We start from the raw sequence: 21850 nt of genomic DNA, 5'->3' as shown, positions 1-21850 counted from the left end.
CGGACTTTTATGGGCAGCCCGACCCCCACCTAACTTCTTTGCTTTCTCTGAATTTTGAGGTGGGGGTCTTACTGCCCATTAAAGTGGGATAAATAAAAATGAGGCTATTTACAGCCTCATTTTTATTTATATGTTAATGCCTCACCTGTTTTATAATACCCATCCATCACATCTTCTGGAACCATACTACCGCCCGTTCCCCATACAATATGAGTACCTTTTTGCATCTTCTCCATTAACTGTTGCTTTTGTAAATACGCATCTTCTTTACATACTTTTACTGGTCCTATCATACCTGCTAATGCAGAAGGTTCTAAATAAATATTCTCTGTATCAGCTAGTTCTTTTAACAATCTATATAACTCTTCATCGCTTACTGTGTAATCCCCACTCAAAAATGGTTCCATCGTTTTACCAACAAATCCAGAAGGTCTTCCTACTGCTAGTCCGTCCGCGTCTGTTACATTATCAATCCCAATATCTTGAACGGCAATTTTATCATGAAGTCCTGTCATTAAACCGAGTAACATACAAGGAGAATGCGTAGGCTCCGCAAAGAAACAGTGTACGTTGTCTTTATACAATAACTTTAAACCAAATGCGACTCCGCCAGGCCCGCCCCCTACTCCGCATGGTAGATAAACGAATAAAGGATGTTCTTCGTCTACTACAATCTCTAACTCTTCTAATTGTTTTTGTAAACGTGATGCTGCTACTGCGTATCCTAAAAATAAATCATGTGAGTTTTCATCATCTACAAAATAACAGCTTGGATCTGCATCTGCTTGCCTTCTTCCTTCTTCTACAGCTTTACTATAATCAGCCTCATATTCAATAACATTTACACCTTTGCTTCTTAACAAATCTTTTTTCCATTTTTTCGCATCTGCTGACATATGAACCGTTACGTTAAAACCTAATTTCGCACTCATAATCCCAATGCTTAGCCCTAAATTTCCTGTTGAACCGACCGCAATTGAATATTTGGCAAAAAACTCTCTACATGTATCACTATCTAAAATGGAATAATTATCTTCTTCTGTTAACATACCGTGCTGCAAAGCTAGTTGTTCAGCATGCTTCAACACTTCATAAATGCCGCCCCTAGCTTTAATTGACCCTGATATCGGAAGATGACTATCACATTTTAATAATAATTCTCCTAAAATAGGTTGCTTGTAATTTTTCTCTAAAGCTTGTTTCATTGAAGGGATTTTCACTAAGGGTGATTCAATTATGCCTTTCGTCTCTTTCGTTTCAGGAAAAACTTTCGCAATATATGGTGCAAAACGCTTTAACCTCTCTTCCGCATCTTTTACATTCTCTTCATTCAGTGGCGAATCTTTTATTGCCGTTTCATACTTTTCCATGTTCGGATTCACCCAAAACACTTCTTCTGTTTCGATTAATTTATTTAATAGTGGATATTCCTCTTTTAATTTCTCTATTTCTTTCATTCCTCTTCCTCCTCATCACCTTGTAGCTTACGATTTAATAAATTATAATTAAATTAATTTTAATATAGTTTAACACAAATCATTCATTTTAGTTAATTTTAATTTAATTTATTTAAATATAATTTAATTATTATTAAGGAGATTTTCATTATGGAAAATATAGATATTGGTAAAAAAATTGAAAAACAAAGAAAAGAAAAAGGTTTAACGAGTAAAGAACTAGCAAAGATGGCTGATATTACACCATCTATGTTAAGTCAAATAGAGCGTGGATCTGCTAACCCTTCTATCCAAACATTAAAAGTACTCGCTAAAGCTCTTGATGTTCCAACTTTTAGCTTTTTACTTGAAGATACAAATACAGACGATTTAATTGTACGTTCTCATAAACGAAAAAAAATGATTATCGATAATTTATCATATGAAATGCTATCACCTGATTTCACAGGAAATTTAGCAACAGCAATTATGACCGTCCCGCCGAATACAGCTTCGTCAGAAAATGTGCTAGAACATAAAGGTGAAGAATTAGCATTTGTATTAGAAGGGAAAATCACATTACATTTAAATGAAGAAGAGTACATGTTAGAAACTGGTGATAGCGTAAAGATACCCGCTTATTTAAAACATAAATGGGTAAATCAATTTGAGAAAAATGCCATTGTTTTATTTTCTGTTACGCCGCCGATTTTTTAATAGCTGTAATAAAAATAGCCACGTGCGGATTCCTCCGTACATGGCTATTTTTATCTTTTCGGTACGAACAAAATCCCTAAACTCATAACACAAAAACTTAGTATTTGCTGCATCGATAAACCAAATAGAACCGAATTCTGTTCACTAATAAGCGAAGTAATGATATGAGAAAACCCCTCAATAATTAGAAAAACACTTATATTCTTTCCATTTCCGAGCCTTTCATTTTTCATCCATAACAAGCCCATTATACAAAGAGCAAGGATGATCTCGTATACGAATATAGGATGATATAAAAATTTAGATTCATATATTTTCACACCCCAAGGCAATGTCGTTTGTACTCCTACTTTTTGGTGGAATAGAAAATAAAAAATAATACTCATACATAGCGCAATAGGTAATGCATCAAGTAAAATACGAAGCGAAAATTCCCTCTTTTTACTTTTCCAAACAATGTATACACTTGCAATTATGCATCCTACTACAATGTGTTTCATACTTCCTATAGCTAATAACGCTTGCATTGGCGACCTAATGGCCCATACTGGATTTAAAATTGCCGGTGCAAATTTCCATACAAATACGATGATAAGAAAAGCATTTGTTACTGCATCCATCATTTTTTCATATGGTACACTTTGTTTCTTCATCTTTCGTTTCATCAACATAAATCCAAATAGACTTCCAATTATAAGAGATACGGGTTGTAACCTCACGATCCACTCCATCAATACAAAATCCCCTCTTAACTCTCAATTAATTTCTTAAACTTCTCTTCTAATTGATCTGGAGGTAATACGCCTCGTACTTGTTCTACGATAATTCCATCTTTATTAACAAAAAATGTCGTTGGTAAAGAAAATACTTTATAATCTAACCCAGCTACTCCGTCCATATCTAGTAAAACAGGAAACTTAAATCCGTGACGATCTGCAAAAGCGCTCGCTTCTTGCACTGGATCTCCAATTGTTGCATTTACCGCAAAGATTTCAACATCCTTTTTATATTTATCATACATACGAACTAAGTCAGGTGCCTCCATTTCACATGGACCACACCATGATGCCCAAAAATTAATAAGATATGGTTTTCCTTTTGCATCATGTAACGAATACAACTTCCCGTCTAATCCTTTTAATGTTATGTCCGGTGCTTTAAATCCTACTTGTGGTAATACTTCTGTTTCTTGTAACTCCGCTTGTTTTGCTTTTCTTTCTTTTTCTTCTTTCTTTGCATTATAAAAATTAACTCCGGCCCAAATTAGTGCTCCGGCCAGTATAATCGCAATTAGCTTCTTCACTTTTCTTCCTCCTCATTTTTAAAAACCTGTAAATCCACCGAATAGACGAATAAAGAATGCTGTAATCTTCGTCATTTGATTTGTATACAATAAAATACCTGTTACAATCATCATTCCACCGCCAATTTTCATCATGACATTGGCATATGTAACGATCCATTTTATCTTCCCAATAAAGAATGCCATCACGAAAAATGGAACCGCAAATCCAAGCGTATACGCTGTAATATAAAGAAGTGCCCCTTCAGGATTCGTCGCACCAAGCATGAGTACAGCTGAAAATATCGGTCCAACACACGGGGTCCAACCAGCTGCATATGTCATACCGACTATAATTGAGCGAATATATCCAGTTGATTTACTTCTATACTGCACTTTTTTCTCCGCCATAAGCCACTTAGGCTGAAACATTCCTGTCATAAACAGCCCCATTAAAATAATAAAAATCCCACCAATTTGTTGAATCAATTTTTGATTAGATGAAAATGTTATCCCTATCCAGCTTACCGATAAGCCTAACGCATAAAATATAACCGAAAATCCAATCATAAAAAATACGGTATGTATGATTGCTGATTTTTGCATCATTCCACAATTTTCTTTTAAATCTTGGATAGACACACCTGTAATATATGATAAATAAGATGGATATAGCGGTAAAGAACATGGTGATATAAATGACAATACCCCTGCCCCAGCTACAAGCCAAATGGTTAAATCTGCTGCATTCATTTTATTCCCCCTGAAACACTACAATAGGTAGTGTTAATTCTTAAAAAAAGAGGCTATATGCACTCTCCGACAATCAGTACAATCGACATACAGAATAAACCTACTGTTACATATACCGAATTCGTATGTAATGGAATAGTAAGTTTAACAACTCTTTCATTTAACACTTGCTCGATTCGTAAATTTATTGCTGTTTTTGCAAATGAAGCTGTAACACATCGATTTTCCATTGTCTTTATTTTAATTAATTTTAATAATGCGCTTCCTAACTCGAATTTAGATTTCATTTTTCGCATTGCATACTTATCAGCAGCTAACTCCTGATACACATGATAGCGCTGCAATAGCCCTTTTAATATCGGGATGTATATCATTCCTTCTGCTACTAACGTAAAACAAAATAATTTTAGCGGATCTCGATTATTTTGATGATATTCTTCATGAAAAATAATCGCATCCATTTCTTCATCTGAAAATGTTTGAAGCATCCCTTCTGACATGACAATTTTCGGACGAAATAACCCAATTGTAAATGCCGCAACTTCCGCAGTCGGCAATATATATATTTGTTTTCCTTTTCGAACGAAAGGAATAAGTACTTTTTGTAATCTTTTAGTATCGAAAAATTGTCGCCACATTCTTCTGAACACGATAAACACAGTAAGTAGTAGAAATCCAGCGATTATAATACGAATGAGCGATAATTCTTTCATATGTTTTTCTAACTGAAACAAGCAAAAATTTGAAAGAAATAACGCCTTATTTTGAAAAAGAAATGGATATGTAACGTAATACACTAACATACTGAAAAAGACGGTACTAACAATTCCTGCTAACAATACGATTTTACGCATTTGCCATTTCATTTCATTAATCCTCTTTTTTTAACTGACTCAATTTATCTTCTAACTTTTTTATTAAAGTCGGATCAACCTGCTCTAACTCATCTAGCATATGATTTACAACTAAATCTCCAAATTCCCCCATTAATTCCTGCGTCATTTTCTTCGTTTGATTGGATAAGAACTCTTCTTTTGTTTGTACAGCACGATATATGCCACTTCTTTTCACAGTCTGCTTTTCTAAGTGTAATTTCTCTACTAACCTGTTCATAACTGTCATAACGGTATTAAAATTCACAGGTGATTCTTCACTTAATTTCTGTTGTACTTCTTTAATGGTAATACCCTCGCTAGACCAAACAATCTCCATAATTTTCGCTTCAAGCGGTCCAAAGAAATGATTTAACCCTTGTTCATTTAACTTATAGTTTTGAGTAAACATAATGCGTCTCCTTTCACACTACGAATTGTAGTATAAATTAATTGAAAGGTCAAACGTAAATGATATATACGAAAATGAACTATCTATAAATACATAGGCCATTCCATTCATTTTAAACCTAATTTTTCTCCAAATGTATCAAAGAGATAATGCTCTAATATTTGTACACTAAACTTCTCATTACGCCCAAGTGCAAATAATTCCCGATCTTTCGCTACGATCGTATCTAACGGGATAACGACATTATCCACTATTTTTGTAATTTCAATGATGTTACTTTTTACATTTACTTCTGTTTTAAATTCAATGTTTTCTAATACGATATGCGAGCGTCTTCCTGATGCAAAAAAAGTAAAGTTAGGATTTTTATAAATACCAATTTCACTCTCTAGCGGATATAAATACTGAAAAATGATATCTCTATGTCCATCTTTTATTATTTTTTCATCCTTCTCATCATCCAAGTATTCTTTCACCTTTGTTGTAAATTCAAATCGAAAATCCACTTTTTTCACGCTCCCTCTTTGTATTTTTATATTAAATAAATATATTGAAATAATTTTACCATATTGTAATACAGGTTCCTATTAAAAGTAAAAACTCATTTGTAAAACCTCTATTATTTCCGATTCCTTTTTAAAGGATAAGCACTCATTCAATATGAATTCATACCTCGTTATATCCATTTAAACATATTGTTTCCATATTTTGAAACAATAGTATGAAGTATTATATATCAATAAATTGTTTCTAATTCATTTCTCTATGTAACCAGCCTCTGCTTTACTATTCCGATATATTTAAACTATATTTTCTACTTAATCATTACATCACAGAAGGAATGTAACTCCCTTCTATCGAATTTTTATATAACGAAAATGATTAGGTGGTGCTTTACTATGAAATTAGCTGTCATTGGTGGCGGTGATTTACAAGATTCAAATCACTCGCCTATTAATGAGCGACTTATAGAATTAACAAATAAACAGTATCCAAAAGTATTATTCATTCCTACAGCTAGTCATGATGATGAAAGCTATATAAAATTATTTTTAGACACATTTGAAAAACAATTACACTGTGAAGTAGAGATTTTACGTATTATAGCCGATACACCTTCTAAATATGAAATAGACGAAATGATTCAGTCTGCTGATTTAATTTATCTCGGTGGCGGGAACTATATTCAAATGGTTTCAGAATGGAAAGAACATAAACTCGATGAAAAATTACTATTGGCTCTTGAGCAAGGAACGCTCATTGCGGGGTGTAGCGCTGGGGCTATGTGTTGGTTCACATCTAGTATCCGATCAGATTATGAAGGTTCTGGTTATATAGAGAGCAACGGCTGGGGAATTGTGAACAAAAGGTTTTGTCCACATTATAATCAATTAAATAGAATGAATGCCTTCCATTCCTTTTTACAAAATCATAAAGGTAATATAGAAGGCATTGCACTAGAGGATAATTGCGCCTTATATATTACAAAAGAATCTTTTGAAATTATAGGCGAACCAGAAAAAGCGTGGGAGTTTTATATGAGTGATAACAAACTCATTAGACAACATTTTGATATTACTTTAAAAAGCTATTTATAAACATATCTTTACAAAAAAGTCCCTAAGTATAATAACTTAGGGACTTTTTCAATATTTAACTCACTAATCGTGTAATTCGTTTCTTCTGCCATGAAAGCTTATAATATGCATACTGTAAAATTAAGCTGACAATAAATGCTGCTGGGTACCCAATCCATATCCCTTCTATGCCAAGACTTGTATGGTAAGAAAGATAATACGCTACAGGTACTTCAACAAGCCATATTGATACAACGCCAATAACAGTTGGCCATAATACTGTACCACTTGCTCGCATTGTCGCACTAATAATTTGCGCATGCCCAAAAATTAAATAACTCCATAATGTAATCATAACTAGGCTATGAGCAATTTCAATTGTAGTTTGACTCGTTAAAAATAGTGATAGAATGTCTCTTGAGAACAAGTAAATAAGAGATATTAGCACACCACCGATGACGTAGTTCATAATAATTCCGGCCTTCACAACTTTCTGCAATCGATCAAATTGATTCGCACCAATTGATTGCGCAGCAAAAATGGAGACTGTAATACCAAGACTAACTGCTGGCATTTGTACATAACTTGCAACTTGGTTCACAACGCCATAAGCTGCTGTTGCATCCGAACCGTAACGATTTACAAACGCGATTACCGCAATTTCTGATAATGAAACTAATATCATATTAATACTCGCTGGAATACCGAGTCGTAGTAATAGCTTTAATAAATCCCAATCCATTCGAAGATATTTCCTTACCGTACTATCTAATTGTAGTGGATGATTTTTCTTCTTTAAATACACTAACATGACAATAAACGTAATAACTGTAGATATAACAGAAGCATAGGCTGCTCCATACACATCTAATTTCGGAGCTCCTAACCATCCAAAAATAAGAATTGGTAATAAGATCATATTTAGCGCTGTACTTACAATTAAAAAATAAAATGGCGTTTTAGAATCTCCTGTACCTCTCATAAATGTTGTGTATGCAAAATATAAAAATAATACTGGCATCGATATAAATAATATCCGTGCATAATGTACACTTATTTCAATAATATTTTCTGGCGTTCCCATAAGGCGCATAATATCCATCGCAAAAATACTACCTACTATCGCTAACACAACTCCAATAATAAAAGTACATGTCAACGTCGTACCAACAATTGCTTTTAAACGATCTTCGTTTTTTGCACCAAACGCCTGACCTATTAAAATGGAACTACCTGAACCAATACCAATTACAAATGAAACGAGTAAGAAAAATAGCGGGAAGAATGCTGATATGGCCGCTAAATCATTCACTCCAAGCCATCTTCCTACTACTACCATACCGAATAATTGTCCAACCGATTGTAGTACATTACTTAATAGTAACGGTACTAAAAACATCGACATCGATTTCCAAATCGGTTTACTCTCACTTTCTAACTTATGTGACTCCGCACCTTCTTTATTATTATCTGTAGGTGGTTTCAAATTTCATTTCTCCTTTTATTAAAAATCTTTTTTTCAACTTACATCTCTTTGTATAGTTGTTATAATGATGTGCTTCTATTCATTTTCTTCTCCGTATACTATAACTTCACCCAATATTGGCTTCCATCAGCTGTTCTATCTAAAAACCCGTATTCGATTAAATATCTTCTTAAAGTTACAAAATCCGGGTATACGCTTTCTATGATAGTATTTACTTCTTTTTCAGTGTACTTTTTATTACTATCAAACTTCGTCACTAAATGGCGTAATATAATTAGCTTACGCTTTTGCTTTTTCGGAAATTTCAAAAGCGGTCCATCTAATCCTTCTGTAAAATGCGTTTTTAATACTTCATCATTTTCTTCTTCTGTAATATTGTAACGGTCATCTACCATCGTTGCTGTTCTATGAATGGGTACAAATTTCGTTTGTACTTTTGATTTTTCTTCTGACAGTTCCATTAAAGCTAAAAACACTTTTGCTTGCTTCATTTTCTCTCGAAGTGTAAATCGATGATTGCGAATGGTTGATGTACTTCCACCATCCATCTCTTTTACAATCTCTTTATCATTCAGCCCCATATGGAAAAACTGAACCATCTTCTTTTGCAAATCAGTTAAACCCGTATACTTCTTATCAAGGTTTAATAAATAATCAAACATAGACGTATGTTCGTTTTGCACATGCAATTGTACAAACTTCTCTGCTTCATACAAAACTTGATTATCTTGATAAATTACGCCCTTAATAAACGCCTCTCCACAAGCTAAACAAATATATTCCTCTGCTTCCGCTTCAAATACATACCCTTTCTTCAATTCTTCTACCGAAGCATCCCAAAACTTCTCTGAAATATCACTCACACTAAACACTCCTTTAAAATGTTTATTTAAAAACAGACAAATTCTAATTACGTTTACTATCACTTCATCATCTTAACATACCATAAATAAACATTTCAACATTCCGTTTACCCATTTTACAAACTTTTATAAAAACGTCTATTAGATATTCTTAAAAAAGGACATAAAGCAACGAAAAGCGAATGTATTTAATATATGAATTGCGATAGGATGTGAAACAAAACATGACTATTCTACAAGACCCGTGGTTTACTATTAAACAAATCGCCCAAAATACATATGCGATTAGTGAATATGGACATTGGGAGAAAGTACATTCCTTCTTACTTGTAGGCGATACTACTGCACTCCTTATCGATACTGGACTAGGTATCGATAATCTGAAGCGTATAACTGACCAACTAACAAACTTACCAATTACTGTCGTCACAACACATGTCCATTGGGATCATATCGGTAGTCACGCACAATATGAAGAAATCTATGTACATGCTTTAGAGGAGGATTGGCTCATTAACGGTATAAAAGGACTTCCTATTACTCAAATTAGGCATGACATCGCTCGTGATATTACTTTACCTATACCTAAAACATTTCAACCTGAAGCATTCAAACCATTTCAAGGGACACCAACAAAATTACTACAAGATGGAGACATTATTGATATCGGAAATAGGAAGATTCAAATTATACATACCCCAGGTCACTCACCGGGGCATATTTGCCTATACGATTATGAAACTGCGTTTTTATTTACGGGTGATTTACTTTATGAGGGCACAATTTTTGCATTTTATCCATCTACAAATCCTGTAGATCTAGTTCAGTCTCTAAATAAAATTACAAACGTCTTTCCTATTAAACAAATTTTTGGTTCACATCATACCCTCGGCCTTTCACCTGTTATATTGAAAGAGGTGAAATATGCTATTCAATATTTAAATGATAAAGAGCTGATCAAACATGGGACTGGTATTCATACATTCCAAAACTTCAGCATTCAATTTTAACTAAAAAAGGTGTTTCCGTATAAGAAAACACCTTTTACTTTTTATATATTCTATTTACAGTCTCTACCAAAACCTTACTTGCTTGTACAAATGTATGCTTTCGGTTTCTATCTTCAACAAATGTATTAGCACAACTACCCATAATCATCATACAACTAATTATAACTAACGCTATCTTTCTATTCTTGTAAGTCACTTCATGCCACTCCACTATTACAAAACTTCTTTTGAATTTATCCCATCAAGAAATTTTACATGAATAATAAAACGCGTGAATATGCAATTTTGCATATTCACGCGTTTTATTACGATGTTATGATTTAATTTAGTTAAAGTACATGTATACCGAGGTGACTAACTTGAAGTTTAAAGCGAAAAAGAATCCACTTCACGTCATTTTCATTACATTATTTATCATTATTTTTTTCATTTCACTATTCTTCCAAAATGAAAATTCTATTTTTTTCACTCTCATGATGCTGCTAAATGTCGTAAATCTTTCTTCATTCTATTTTTCTCACTACCATATAACTGCATCCTCTCTTATCGTAAAACACGGTTTCATATTTCATACTGAAATTCTATTTAAAGACATTCGTCACGTTAAATACGCTGGTAAAAAACTTCATTCAAAGAAATGGACTAGACAGCAATTAGAAATCCATTACAATTTATTTGACTCAGTAACAGTTTTTATACCCCAAGAAGAAGAAAAGTTCCTTTCAGTCTTAAAAGAAAACTGTCCGCATATGAAAGTATTGAATATGACTGCTAACAAATAATATATTTTGGTACTTACAGTAATACAAATAGAAAAGATAAATATTAAAAAAGCCAAGATTCTAAAGAATCTCGGCTTTTTTATTACTCTTTCGGAGCAATCATTTTTTTCGGATCGACAATTTCATCAAATTGCTCTTCTGTTAGTAGTCCAGATTGCAGCGCTGCTTCTTTTAAAGTTAACCCGTCTTTATGAGCATGCTTCGCAATTTTCGCTGCATTTTCATATCCGATATGCGGGTTTAATGCTGTAACAAGCATTAATGAACGATTCACATTTTCTTTAATGACTTCTTCATCTGCTTCAATACCAACTGCACAATTATCATTAAATGAAACAATTGCATCTGCTAATAAGTGAGCGGATTGCAAGAAGTTATATGCAATAACAGGTTTAAATACATTTAACTCAAAGTTACCTTGGCTCGCAGCAAATCCGATTGTTGCGTCATTTCCCATCACTTGCGCTACAACCATCGTTAACGCTTCACTTTGCGTTGGATTTACTTTACCTGGCATAATAGAGCTTCCTGGCTCATTTGCCGGAATAATAATTTCTCCTAGACCACTGCGTGGACCACTTGCCAGCCAGCGTACGTCGTTAGCGATCTTCATTAAATCCGCCGCTAATGCTTTTAATGCACCATGTGTATATACAACTTCATCATGGCTCGTTAATGCATGGAACTTATTTGGTGCAGAAATAAATTGCTTACCTGTAAATTGGCTAATTTCCTCAGATACCATCTCACCAAATTTAGGATGAGCGTTAATACCTGTTCCAACCGCAGTACCACCAATCGCAAGCTCTTTCATATATGTATTGCTCTCTGCAATCATACGCTCTGTTTTTTCAAGCATACGGTGCCATCCACTAATTTCTTGTCCTAATGTTAACGGTGTCGCATCTTGTAAATGTGTACGACCAATTTTTATAATATGTTCAAATGCAGTTACTTTTTCTGCTAACGTTTCTTTTAATTTCGTAATTGCTGGTAATACGTGATTTTCTACTGCAATTACACATGCTACATGAAGCGCCGTTGGAAATGTATCATTTGAACTTTGAGACATGTTCACGTCATCATTCGGATGAATATGTACGTCAGATCCCTTCTCTTTCAAAATTTCATTCCCTCGGTTTGCAATTACTTCATTCACATTCATGTTTGACTGTGTACCACTACCCGTTTGCCATACGACAAGCGGAAAATGTTCATTCCATTTCCCTGCAATCACTTCGTCAGCTGCTGCCACAATTGCTTCTGCTTTTTCTTCTGATAGCTTTCCTAATTTTTGATTGGTAAGTGCTGCACTCTTCTTTAAAATTGCAAATGCTTTTACAATTTCAAGTGGCATTTGCTCTGTTCCAATCGGGAAGTTTTCTTTACTACGTTGTGTTTGTGCTGCCCATAATTTATCAGCTGGAACTTTTATTTCTCCTAATGTATCTCTTTCAATTCTGTACTCCATGTTTTCATCCCCTTGAAAATATAATACCTACATTTCTTATAATAACAGACTTCCTCTTAAATGATAAGAATTCTCACTCCTATATATAGATATTTTATATTTTTTTTAAAAATACCTCTTGACCTAAACTTAAGTTTAGGCTGTATCCTTTCCTTTGTAACCCACTATAACAATACTGGAGGAATTCAATATGAAAAAGTATGCTTTCATAACAGGTGCGAATAAAGGAATTGGATATGAACTTGTTCGTCAATTAGCAGAAAAAGATTATCACGTATTTTTAGGTGCTCGTAATAAACAACTTGGACAACAAGCTGTAGAATCTTTACATGTATCAAACGTTTCCTATATTCAAGTAGATATTTCAAGTTCACAATCCATTCAAGAAGCAATGAAGAAAATCCATGAAACAACTGACCACTTAGATTTATTAATCAATAACGCAGGCATAGCACTAGACTTCAATACGCTACCTAGTGAATTAAATATTGAAACTTTACGCCAAGGATTTGAAGTTAACTTTTTTGGAACATTCCAAATGATGCAAGCCTTTTTACCATTATTAAAGAAATCAAGCAAGAGTAAAATTATAAATGTAACAACTGACATGGCTTCCTTAACAATGTTTGCTAACGGTGAAACACATCCAATTAATGCGTTAGGGTATAATTCTTCAAAAACAGCTATTAATGCTTTAACATTAGCTTTTAGTAAAGAATTTAGTACTAGCGGTCCAGAGATTTTTGGAGTAACTCCCGGCTTTACAACTACTGACCTTAATGGTAATTCCCCAGGTGGCCATACGACCAATGAAAGTGCTAAAATTATTATTAAATATGCATTAAGTGAAACAAACTATAATGGTAAAATACTAAATAAAGATGGCATTATACCTTGGTAATAAAAGGATGAATGATATGTATTATACAATTGGGCAAGTCGCCAAAATACACCACTTAACAATTTCTCAAATACGTTATTACGATAAACAAGGACTGTTCCCTTTTCTTAAAAGAAATGAAAAAGGAGATCGAGTTTTTGATGAAGAAGCACTGAAATATTTAGAGATGATTTTATGTTTAAAAAATACCGGTATGCCGATCCAAAAAATAAAACAATTTATCGACTGGTCTATGGAGGGAGAATCTACTATCCTTCAACGGTTGGAACTAATGCAACAACAGGAAACGAATGTCTTACAACTCATTCAAGAAACCGAAGAAAACTTAAAAAAGATACAACAAAAAATTGCAAAATATGAGGACGAGATAACTTCTTCAACTCCTATTACAAAATAAAAAATCACCTTCTACAACACGTAGAAGGTGATTTTTTATTTATGACGCTTCTTTTCCTTTTTCAGCATCATCAACATACCAAATGAACTTGCCGGTATATCCGTAAATAACAGCTAAAATTAACGATACGAAACTTAACCACATAAACGGAACGTATGAGAACGTTGCTACACCTAAAATACCAGCCATAAAAATACCATTATCAGACCATGGAACCATACCTGAAGTTAACGTTCCACCTACTTCTGAGTTACGCGCTAATACACGGCGGTCTATTTTTAATTTATCATAGCTATCTTCCATAATTTTCGGTGTTAAAATTAGCGATACGTACATCGCACAACCAAATATATTGGCTAAGAATGCTACGATTAATGTAGACAATGTTACATTACCCGCAGAATTTAATTTCTTCTCAAATTTTGATACGATTACTTTTAAAACACCTAATTTTTCAAGTAATCCACCAAATCCTAAACCGAAAATAATAACGGCTACTGAGCCAAGCATACCATTAATTCCACCACGGTTTAATAGCTTGTCAACAAACTCAACACCGGATTGGATTGAGAATCCGTTATACGCTGTTCCAATCGCCTCTCCAAAGTTCATCCCTTGGAAAAGAGTTGCCCAAATTGCACCAATTAAAGCTCCCATTGCAATTGTTGGCATAGACGGTTTCTTCATCGCTAATAATGCGATAACAATAACCGCCGGAACAAGCATCCATATTTTAATATCAAATTGCTTTAATAAAGCTTCTTTTAAAAACTCTACTCGGTTTAAATCTACATTATCGCCGCCATACATCCAACCAGCTACAGTAAACATAATGCTAGTAATAATGTAAGCCGGAACATCTAATACGAGCATAGCTCGAACGTGAGCAATAACATCTACTTTCGCCATAGAAGCTGCAAGAACTGTACTATCAGAAAGTGGTGATAATTTGTCGCCAAAATAAGCTCCTGAAAGAACTGCACCAGCAACAAGCGGAAGTGGTAAACCAAGCCCTTCACCAATTGCCATCATAGCAATACCTGCTGTTCCAACTGTTCCCCATGATGTTCCTGTCGCGATAGAAGTTATCGAACAAATAATTAATGTTGCTAATAGGAATATGCTAGGGTGAATAAATTCTAATCCATAATAGATTAATGTTGGTACTACGCCACCAGCAATCCATGTTCCAATTAAAGCACCTACTGCAACTAAAATGAGTATTGCTTCTAATCCGTTAGAAATCCCTTTCGTAATTGCATCTTGCAATTCTTGATAACGAAATCCTAATCTTAATCCAAGCGCAATTACTAAAAACCATGAGATAAATAGCGCTAATTGAATTGGGAGATCAAAAATCGTTTGGAAGGAAAAGACAACAGCAAGAAATAGTAATAAAAGAACTATGATTTCTAGCATCGATGGTAATCTTACACTTTTCATTTTTTTCTCTCCTTACAAGTCGATAACATGACGTATGTCGTCTTACGTGTATGTAATATACAATTAGCGAAGACAAAACAAAATTTTCATATTATTTCGATTTATTTTTCCAGTATAATATATGGACACCTTTTCTATTGTAAAAGTAGATGCTACTTTTCGCAATGGAAAATATAAAAAATGTAACATTTTTTATATTTAACTATCAAAGAGTAACTTTTTTAATATTTTCCACCATAAAACTTTTTACTATTATCCTCACCGTTTCAAGGAATATCATTATTCCCCACACAAAAAAGCACACATCATTCAAATGATGCATGCTCCACTTTTATTTATACATATTTTGTATGTCTTCTTTGTTTTTAAGTATTTCCTCAAATCTATCGCTACAACCTTTCGGAAATAATACTCCAAGACCATATGAATGCTGGAACTGAAAATGAGGGTACTTCTCCTTGACCTCATCCCAAAATTTATACACGCCGAAGTTTCGATCTTTCACCTCAATATCATGAAATAACACGATACCTTTATTCGCAAGTTTCGGTAGCCAAGTTTTATAATCATGAGAAACTGCTTCATACGTATGATAGCCATCAATATGCAACAAATTTATCGTTCCGTCTTGAAATTGATTAACAGCCTCATCAAAAGTAGATCGAATTAAATTACCTATATTGGGATAGCTCATTTTCACTACTTTATCTACGATTTGGAAAACACCTTCTCCATATGGACCTGTATGCCCGTCTCCTGTCCAAGTATCTACAGCATAACATTTTGTAGATAATCCCCCATCCTTTACTCCTTGACAAAAACTGAAAAAAGAAGCTCCTAAATGTGTACCTAGCTCAACTAATATTTCTGGTTTTTCAAATCTTACTAAATCGTATGCGAACTCCAAATGCCCAAGCCACGCAGTATTCGCACGAATAAATGGACTAAAATTATCAAATTCAAATGTTGGTTTATGAGTAACCCAGTTCATCGCGTATCTCCTTCTACACATATTTTTAACAAACCAAATTACTCTTATCTTTATTTTTTTATCGTCATGATTATGATTCTATTTCTTGAAAATATGAAGAATTCATTCTTTTTTATTGTGGCAAAGCATCATATACATATGGGTCTGTTGGCTTATTAATTTTCTCTACTTTACTTATTTTTACAAGTGGAAATAGCGTTCTTTTATATGTCGTTTTATCTAATATCCCTGTTACTTTCACCCATGTTTCTTCTGGGAATTTTTCAACATTTTGTCCCGTCACAATCATCCCCCAGACTGATGCATCTGCAATGCAACAAGTTATGCCATATCGGGCCACTACTGCTTTATTACCCGTCACATCTTTATCATTATAGATAAACCCTGAGAAAGATATTTCCTTCCCTTTAAATCCCTTTATATCTTGACCGATTATACTCATTGTTTGAACATAGTTCTTATCCTCTATTTGTATTTCTCGTTGTCCTAACATACTTTTTGCTAATTGTTCTTCCACTTGTTCAGTCACTTTTAAATTCGAAGTTTCATCTTGTTCTTTCCAATCAGAATTTGCCCGTATTCCCTCTTTTTCGTTCTTTTCCATACTTCTCGCCTGTACACTTTGATTCATACCCCTTTTTCCCGCTAAACTTCCGTCAATTGTTACACTTCCAAATAAAAAAGCACTAATAATTGGAACAACAAATAAAACATATACAAAGAAATTTTTCATCCCCGATTTTAATGCTGTATGATGCTTACAACAATTACAATCATCCTGTTTTTCACTCCCATCTCTCCAAACTTGTAAAGAACCAAGAAGTAAAATCACTACAAAAGCTACATACGTAAACTTAATCATTTTTGGAGCGATAAAATGATATATGTTTCCTGTTACAAGTAATTTAAATAAGAGCATTGCTAAACCAATTAAAATAATGCCACGAATATAGCGATGATAGGCCTTCTGTTCCTTTCCCTCCACTTTCTCCCACCTCCTATAACGTTGTAATTTGCACAATTGTGTACACCGATAAAATAATAATTCCAATCAAAAAAAATACAAATCTCTTTTGAAAATAAGCAAATAGCATTAATGTATTTTTCAGGTCAAGCATAGGTCCAAACACAAGGAATGCGAGAAGTGCTTTTTCAGAGAAAACATGTCCAAAAGATGCCGCTATAAATGCATCAGCAGCTGAGCAAATGGATAAAACATAACCAAATCCCATCATAATAATTGGGGAAATTGCTTCATTATGGGCCACTGCATCAAGTACATTTCGATCAAAAAACGTTTGAAATACGCTCGCAAAAAAAGCACCAATCAATAAATATTTACCCGTATCAAAAAACTCATCTACAGTGTGATTCACAACATTCTCCCAGCCCTTTTTTTCTTTTTTCTGAGCCGGATCCTCTATCTCTTTTAAAATATTTTTCCCGCGATAGAAATAATACACAATTAGCCCTACTAATAGCGCCGCACAAATTGTTATCCCAAAGCGTGCATATACAACTACATCATTTTTTTGAAATGCATATACGGTAGATAAAAGAACAATCGGATTCATAATAGGTGCACTCAATAAAATTACAATTCCTACATGAAGAGGGAGTCCTTTTTGAATAAGTCTTCTTACGATTGGTATAATGACACTTTCACACATCGGAAAAATGATTCCGACAAATACTGCTGGAATCATTGCAACAATGGGAGATTTCGGCAGTACTTTTTGAATCATATCTTCCGTCACAAACACTTGAATAAGTGAAGAAACGATTACCCCTAATAAAATAAAAGGTATTGCTTCGAATATAATACTTAAAAACACCGTATTCACATTCAACCATTCTTTTGGCATACTTTTGTGCAAATTTGCTAGACTTGTAAAATCTACAAAAAATAATAAAAAAAGAAAAATAGCAATAAGAGCTATTCCTATTAATTCTTTTGAAACTCTATCAAAGACCAACATTATCCCCCCACTTTATTCATATTAAATCGTATATTTGTCCAAATGCTCTACACTATTACAGCACAAATTTTATAGTCTATTCCTATTCTTAAATCGTAATCATTATGATTTATTATTGATTTTTTCTTTTTTATCACTTAATATAAAACGTAATCATTACGATTTAAAGGAGAGATTATTTCATGAAAAAAGTACCTATCACTGTATTAAGTGGTTTTTTAGGAGCTGGAAAAACTACCTTACTACATCATATTTTAACTAATAAGAATAACTTAAAAGTAGCTGTTATCGTTAATGATATGAGCGAAGTAAACATTGATGCCTCCCTTATAAAAAAAGGTGGTTTTTCACGTACGGAGGAAAAACTAGTAGAAATTCAAAATGGCTGTATTTGTTGTACACTACGAGAGGATTTAATGATAGAAGTGAATCGTCTTGTGCAAAACGGTGATATTGACTATATAGTTATTGAATCTTCCGGTATAAGTGAGCCGATTCCAGTTGCCCAAACATTTACTTATACAGACGATGTTCTGAACATTGATTTGACGAAAAATTGTCGCCTCGATACGATGGTTACCGTTGTAGATGCAAATAGATTTTGGGATGATTTTGCAGATGGAGAAAGTTTATTAGATCGAAAACAAGCAATCGATGAAAATGATACTCGGGAAGTTATTGATTTATTAATAGATCAAATTGAGTTTGCAAACGTAATTATTCTTAATAAGATAGATTTGCTAGAAAAAGAAGATGTGATAGAGCTTCATCATTTACTAAAAAAATTAAATCCTAATGCAAAAGTTCTTGAATCTTCGTTTAGCAAAGTACCATTACAAGAAATTTTAAACACAAATCTATTTAATTATGAAGAAGCCAGTCAATCGGCCGGCTGGATACAAGAATTAAATAGTGATCATCATACACCGGAAACGGAAGAATACGGTATCAATTCCTTTGTTTACCGCCGCAAATATCCTTTCCATCCCGAGCGCCTTATGAATTGGCTAGAAAAATGGCCTTTAGATGTTGTCAGAGCGAAAGGATTCTTCTGGCTGGCATCTCGTAATAATATGATAGGGGTTCTATCTCAAGCAGGTTCCTCTATTACAATTCAAGGAGCAGGTGAGTGGATAGCGGCATTACCTGAAACTGAAAGAAATCAAATGATCATAGAAGAACCAGAAGTATTGAAAAACTGGGATAAACAATATGGAGATCGAATAACCGAACTCGTATTTATTGGAATTGATATGAACCGTTCTTTAATTGAACAATCATTAGATGATTGTCTATTAACAGAAAAAGAAATGGCACAAAACTGGAATACATTCATTGATCCTATTCCAGCTTTTACTTACACTTCATAATTCAAAATAGAAAGGCTTCTGTAAACGGAAGCCTTTCTATTTTATCGTTTTCTTATTTAACAAACTTCTTTCATTTGAATAACAACTTTATATTAAGTAAGAAATTTCAGTTTATTATTTATTCATTTCGTGATATATTGCATATTGTATACAATATATTTTCTGATAGGAGGAATCAATACATTATGGATCCGAAACGTTTAAAAGGAATCATTATGGTTGTAATTGGAGCTTGTTTATGGGGATTGTCCGGAACAGCTGCACAACAACTTTTTCAATATGAAAATGTTTCAACCGAATGGTTAGTTACGATCCGTTTGCTTATATCCGGCGTTATCTTGCTCATTATTTCATCATTTGGAACGAGTAAAAAAGAAATATTCGGCATATGGAAACAAAGATCAGATGCTTATAAAATGATTTTGTTTGGCCTTTTCGGTATGCTTGCTGTACAGTATACGTATTTTGCTTCTATTAAAGAAGGAAATGCCGCCGTCGCAACATTATTACAATATTTAGCTCCTATATTCATCACTGTATACTTACTTTTCAAATGGAACGTTCGTCCATCAAAAATTGATTTTATTTCAATTACCCTTTCATTAGTAGGTACTTTCCTCTTACTAACAAACGGGTCTGTGCATAACTTGGCAGTTTCTACACCAGCTATTATTTGGGGTATTTTATCTGGATTATCTCTCGCTTTTTATAGTTTATATTCAAAGGGATTACTAGAAAGATGGTCTTCCTCTGTTATCGTTGGATGGGGCATGATTATTGGAGGTATTGGGGTAACGATTCTACACTTTATTTCTACAAAAGAATTCATTTTATTATCAACTATGAAGTATGTAAAACTAAGTACCCTGCCGCTCATCACATTTGTCGTCATTTTTGGGACACTTATTGCCTTTTATTTATACTTAGACAGCATACGATACTTGACTCCGAAAGAAACGACCTTATTCGGTTGTACAGAACCACTCGCAGCAATTATTTCTTCTGTACTTATATTGCGTGTACCGTTTCAATCTTTTCAGTTATTAGGGGCTTTTTGTGTCATTGTCATGGTGCTCATCTTAAGTCAAAAACCAGATGAAGGAAAACCAAAATTAAAACTTGTTCATGAGAAAAAGGAAAATATACAATGAAAGGATTGAATTCACTATGCCTATCCCTCAAAATTATAAAAAACAAGGAAGAGTTTCGGCAAAATCACTCGTTTTAAATCAACTACAAGATTGGATTATTGAAGGTGTACTGAAGCCTGATGAAAAAATTAATGATGGGGAATTGGCTGAAGCACTAGGAGTAAGTAGAACACCTGTAAGAGAAGCACTGCAAATATTAGAGCTTTCTGGATTAGTGGAAATGGTACCTGGTCAAAAAACAAAAATTGCTCCTATTCAGTTAGACGACATACCTATTATTTATGAAACGATGGCTGGTCTTCACTCTATTATAGGTAAGCAAGCACTTCAACACACTACAGAAACTGATTTGAAACTACTTTCTGAAATAAATAATGATTTTCAGTACTCTATAGAGAAAAAAAACGCAAAACAAGCTTTAGAATTAGATATACAATTTCATAATACAATTTCTTCTATTGCTAAAAATCAATATATTGAACCCTTTCTAGAAAATATGCAACTTCACGTTTTACGCCTTGAATATTTGTTTTTCCAAAACTTTGTTCCAGCAAGTCAATCTATTGAAGAACATCACTCTATCATTCAAGCATTACAAAAGCAGGATGAAAAACAAATGGAACAAATGATGACTCAAAACTGGCTCCGTCCAATGAAAGAAATACAAAAAATAATTTCTACGAAATAAAAAGAGAGCTGGCTACACAAAATCGTAACCAGCTCTCTTTTTACTAATATATATAGCTATGCCTGAATATCTGCATAATCTTCCATATCTTCGTACTCTTTTTCCAATTCCTCTAAAGACAGCTCGTATAATTGTCGGTCACGAATTTTAAACACACCTGCTCCAATTAACTCATCAATTAAATGCCTCTTACGATTTTCAACAGCAAAACGGAGTTGACTACTCATCTTTTAAAAAACTCCTTTCTACGATCATTGAAAATGATAATC

Annotated in this window: 24 protein-coding genes; 9 read left to right on the top strand and 15 right to left on the bottom strand. The window is 33.7% G+C overall.

Features of this window, described 5'->3' with window-relative positions; all coding sequences use genetic code 11:
- Nucleotides 1–122: 122 nt before the first annotated feature.
- Nucleotides 123–1457 (bottom strand): D-serine ammonia-lyase, encoded by a 1335-nt coding sequence (gene dsdA, locus AC2CGR_RS04090; protein ID WP_087964971.1) that lies wholly within the window; start codon nucleotides 1455–1457, stop codon nucleotides 123–125.
- A gap of 150 nt (nucleotides 1458–1607) precedes the next feature.
- Here dsdA and AC2CGR_RS04085 point away from each other — a divergent pair, with 150 nt between their 5' ends.
- Entirely contained in the window at nucleotides 1608–2153 is a 546-nt protein-coding gene (locus tag AC2CGR_RS04085) for a helix-turn-helix domain-containing protein (RefSeq protein ID WP_000427641.1), read from the top strand.
- Between the two features lie 50 nt (nucleotides 2154–2203).
- On the opposite strand, the gene AC2CGR_RS04080 is transcribed toward AC2CGR_RS04085, so the two are convergent.
- From AC2CGR_RS04080 to AC2CGR_RS04055, 6 genes are all read right to left on the bottom strand, one after another.
- Nucleotides 2204–2884: a prolipoprotein diacylglyceryl transferase family protein gene (locus tag AC2CGR_RS04080; RefSeq protein WP_087964969.1), complete on the bottom strand. Its 681-nt coding sequence runs from the start codon at nucleotides 2882–2884 to the stop codon at nucleotides 2204–2206.
- A gap of 17 nt (nucleotides 2885–2901) precedes the next feature.
- Complete coding sequence (locus AC2CGR_RS04075; RefSeq protein ID WP_087964967.1) at nucleotides 2902–3456, bottom strand: TlpA family protein disulfide reductase; 555 nt, start codon at nucleotides 3454–3456, stop codon at nucleotides 2902–2904.
- Between the two features lie 18 nt (nucleotides 3457–3474).
- Complete coding sequence (gene ccdA / locus AC2CGR_RS04070; protein WP_484480551.1) at nucleotides 3475–4188, bottom strand: cytochrome c-type biogenesis protein CcdA; 714 nt, start codon at nucleotides 4186–4188, stop codon at nucleotides 3475–3477.
- Nucleotides 4189–4241: 53 nt separating this feature from the next.
- Nucleotides 4242–5054 (bottom strand): M56 family metallopeptidase, encoded by an 813-nt coding sequence (locus AC2CGR_RS04065; RefSeq protein ID WP_087964962.1) that lies wholly within the window; start codon nucleotides 5052–5054, stop codon nucleotides 4242–4244.
- 4 nt (nucleotides 5055–5058) lie between these two features.
- Nucleotides 5059–5472 (bottom strand): BlaI/MecI/CopY family transcriptional regulator, encoded by a 414-nt coding sequence (locus tag AC2CGR_RS04060; RefSeq protein ID WP_000495065.1) that lies wholly within the window; start codon nucleotides 5470–5472, stop codon nucleotides 5059–5061.
- Between the two features lie 107 nt (nucleotides 5473–5579).
- Nucleotides 5580–5978: a DUF3942 family protein gene (locus tag AC2CGR_RS04055; protein WP_131101846.1), complete on the bottom strand. Its 399-nt coding sequence runs from the start codon at nucleotides 5976–5978 to the stop codon at nucleotides 5580–5582.
- 393 nt (nucleotides 5979–6371) lie between these two features.
- Here AC2CGR_RS04055 and AC2CGR_RS04050 point away from each other — a divergent pair, with 393 nt between their 5' ends.
- The gene (locus AC2CGR_RS04050) at nucleotides 6372–7070 is read left to right on the top strand and encodes a peptidase E (RefSeq protein WP_087964958.1); all 699 of its coding nucleotides are present in this window, start codon (nucleotides 6372–6374) and stop codon (nucleotides 7068–7070) included.
- A gap of 55 nt (nucleotides 7071–7125) precedes the next feature.
- On the opposite strand, the gene AC2CGR_RS04045 is transcribed toward AC2CGR_RS04050, so the two are convergent.
- Both AC2CGR_RS04045 and AC2CGR_RS04040 read right to left on the bottom strand, forming a co-directional pair.
- On the bottom strand, nucleotides 7126–8535 hold the full coding sequence (locus AC2CGR_RS04045; protein ID WP_484480550.1) for an MATE family efflux transporter: 1410 nt from the start codon (nucleotides 8533–8535) through the stop codon (nucleotides 7126–7128).
- 98 nt (nucleotides 8536–8633) lie between these two features.
- Nucleotides 8634–9398, bottom strand: a complete 765-nt coding sequence (locus tag AC2CGR_RS04040) for a DUF2087 domain-containing protein (protein ID WP_087964956.1) — start codon at nucleotides 9396–9398, stop codon at nucleotides 8634–8636.
- A 224-nt stretch (nucleotides 9399–9622) separates the two neighbouring features.
- On the opposite strand from AC2CGR_RS04040, the gene AC2CGR_RS04035 reads away from it, so the two are divergent.
- The gene (locus tag AC2CGR_RS04035; RefSeq protein ID WP_087964955.1) at nucleotides 9623–10408 is read left to right on the top strand and encodes an MBL fold metallo-hydrolase; all 786 of its coding nucleotides are present in this window, start codon (nucleotides 9623–9625) and stop codon (nucleotides 10406–10408) included.
- Between the two features lie 359 nt (nucleotides 10409–10767).
- Nucleotides 10768–11190 (top strand): PH domain-containing protein, encoded by a 423-nt coding sequence (locus tag AC2CGR_RS04030; protein WP_484480549.1) that lies wholly within the window; start codon nucleotides 10768–10770, stop codon nucleotides 11188–11190.
- 82 nt (nucleotides 11191–11272) lie between these two features.
- Here the strand turns inward: AC2CGR_RS04030 and fumC are convergent, their stop codons facing one another.
- Nucleotides 11273–12661, bottom strand: coding sequence for a class II fumarate hydratase (gene fumC / locus AC2CGR_RS04025; protein ID WP_242229220.1), 1389 nt, complete (start codon nucleotides 12659–12661; stop codon nucleotides 11273–11275).
- A 190-nt stretch (nucleotides 12662–12851) separates the two neighbouring features.
- On the opposite strand from fumC, the gene AC2CGR_RS04020 reads away from it, so the two are divergent.
- Complete coding sequence (locus AC2CGR_RS04020) at nucleotides 12852–13562, top strand: SDR family NAD(P)-dependent oxidoreductase (RefSeq protein WP_048551809.1); 711 nt, start codon at nucleotides 12852–12854, stop codon at nucleotides 13560–13562.
- Between the two features lie 7 nt (nucleotides 13563–13569).
- Nucleotides 13570–13959 carry a MerR family transcriptional regulator gene (locus AC2CGR_RS04015; protein WP_131102721.1) on the top strand — a complete coding sequence of 130 codons (390 nt, stop codon included), beginning with the start codon at nucleotides 13570–13572 and terminating at the stop codon, nucleotides 13957–13959.
- Between the two features lie 39 nt (nucleotides 13960–13998).
- On the opposite strand, the gene nhaC is transcribed toward AC2CGR_RS04015, so the two are convergent.
- The 4 genes from nhaC to AC2CGR_RS03995 all read right to left on the bottom strand — a co-directional run bounded on the left by nhaC (nucleotide 13999) and on the right by AC2CGR_RS03995 (nucleotide 18369).
- Nucleotides 13999–15402, bottom strand: coding sequence for a Na+/H+ antiporter NhaC (gene nhaC / locus AC2CGR_RS04010; protein ID WP_000843988.1), 1404 nt, complete (start codon nucleotides 15400–15402; stop codon nucleotides 13999–14001).
- A 331-nt stretch (nucleotides 15403–15733) separates the two neighbouring features.
- A complete protein-coding gene (locus tag AC2CGR_RS04005; protein ID WP_087964947.1) occupies nucleotides 15734–16393 on the bottom strand; it encodes a class I SAM-dependent methyltransferase in 660 nt (219 codons plus the stop codon).
- Between the two features lie 112 nt (nucleotides 16394–16505).
- Complete coding sequence (locus tag AC2CGR_RS04000; protein WP_087964945.1) at nucleotides 16506–17378, bottom strand: TIGR03943 family putative permease subunit; 873 nt, start codon at nucleotides 17376–17378, stop codon at nucleotides 16506–16508.
- A 13-nt stretch (nucleotides 17379–17391) separates the two neighbouring features.
- Nucleotides 17392–18369, bottom strand: a complete 978-nt coding sequence (locus AC2CGR_RS03995; protein WP_484480548.1) for a permease — start codon at nucleotides 18367–18369, stop codon at nucleotides 17392–17394.
- 185 nt (nucleotides 18370–18554) lie between these two features.
- On the opposite strand from AC2CGR_RS03995, the gene AC2CGR_RS03990 reads away from it, so the two are divergent.
- The 3 genes from AC2CGR_RS03990 to AC2CGR_RS03980 all read left to right on the top strand — a co-directional run bounded on the left by AC2CGR_RS03990 (nucleotide 18555) and on the right by AC2CGR_RS03980 (nucleotide 21581).
- The gene (locus AC2CGR_RS03990) at nucleotides 18555–19742 is read left to right on the top strand and encodes a GTP-binding protein (RefSeq protein WP_131101842.1); all 1188 of its coding nucleotides are present in this window, start codon (nucleotides 18555–18557) and stop codon (nucleotides 19740–19742) included.
- A 185-nt stretch (nucleotides 19743–19927) separates the two neighbouring features.
- Nucleotides 19928–20893 carry a DMT family transporter gene (locus AC2CGR_RS03985; protein WP_140349773.1) on the top strand — a complete coding sequence of 322 codons (966 nt, stop codon included), beginning with the start codon at nucleotides 19928–19930 and terminating at the stop codon, nucleotides 20891–20893.
- 16 nt (nucleotides 20894–20909) lie between these two features.
- The gene (locus tag AC2CGR_RS03980; RefSeq protein ID WP_087964939.1) at nucleotides 20910–21581 is read left to right on the top strand and encodes a GntR family transcriptional regulator; all 672 of its coding nucleotides are present in this window, start codon (nucleotides 20910–20912) and stop codon (nucleotides 21579–21581) included.
- A 56-nt stretch (nucleotides 21582–21637) separates the two neighbouring features.
- Here AC2CGR_RS03980 and fbpA read toward each other — a convergent pair whose 3' ends face one another.
- Complete coding sequence (gene fbpA, locus AC2CGR_RS03975; RefSeq protein WP_000098301.1) at nucleotides 21638–21808, bottom strand: Fur-regulated basic protein FbpA; 171 nt, start codon at nucleotides 21806–21808, stop codon at nucleotides 21638–21640.
- Nucleotides 21809–21850: the final 42 nt, after the last annotated feature.

Source organism: Bacillus sp. LSHTCR4 (genome assembly GCF_057197025.1).
The sequence above is the reverse complement of the archived record's forward strand: the minus strand, read 5'-3'. Positions and strand labels throughout refer to the sequence as shown.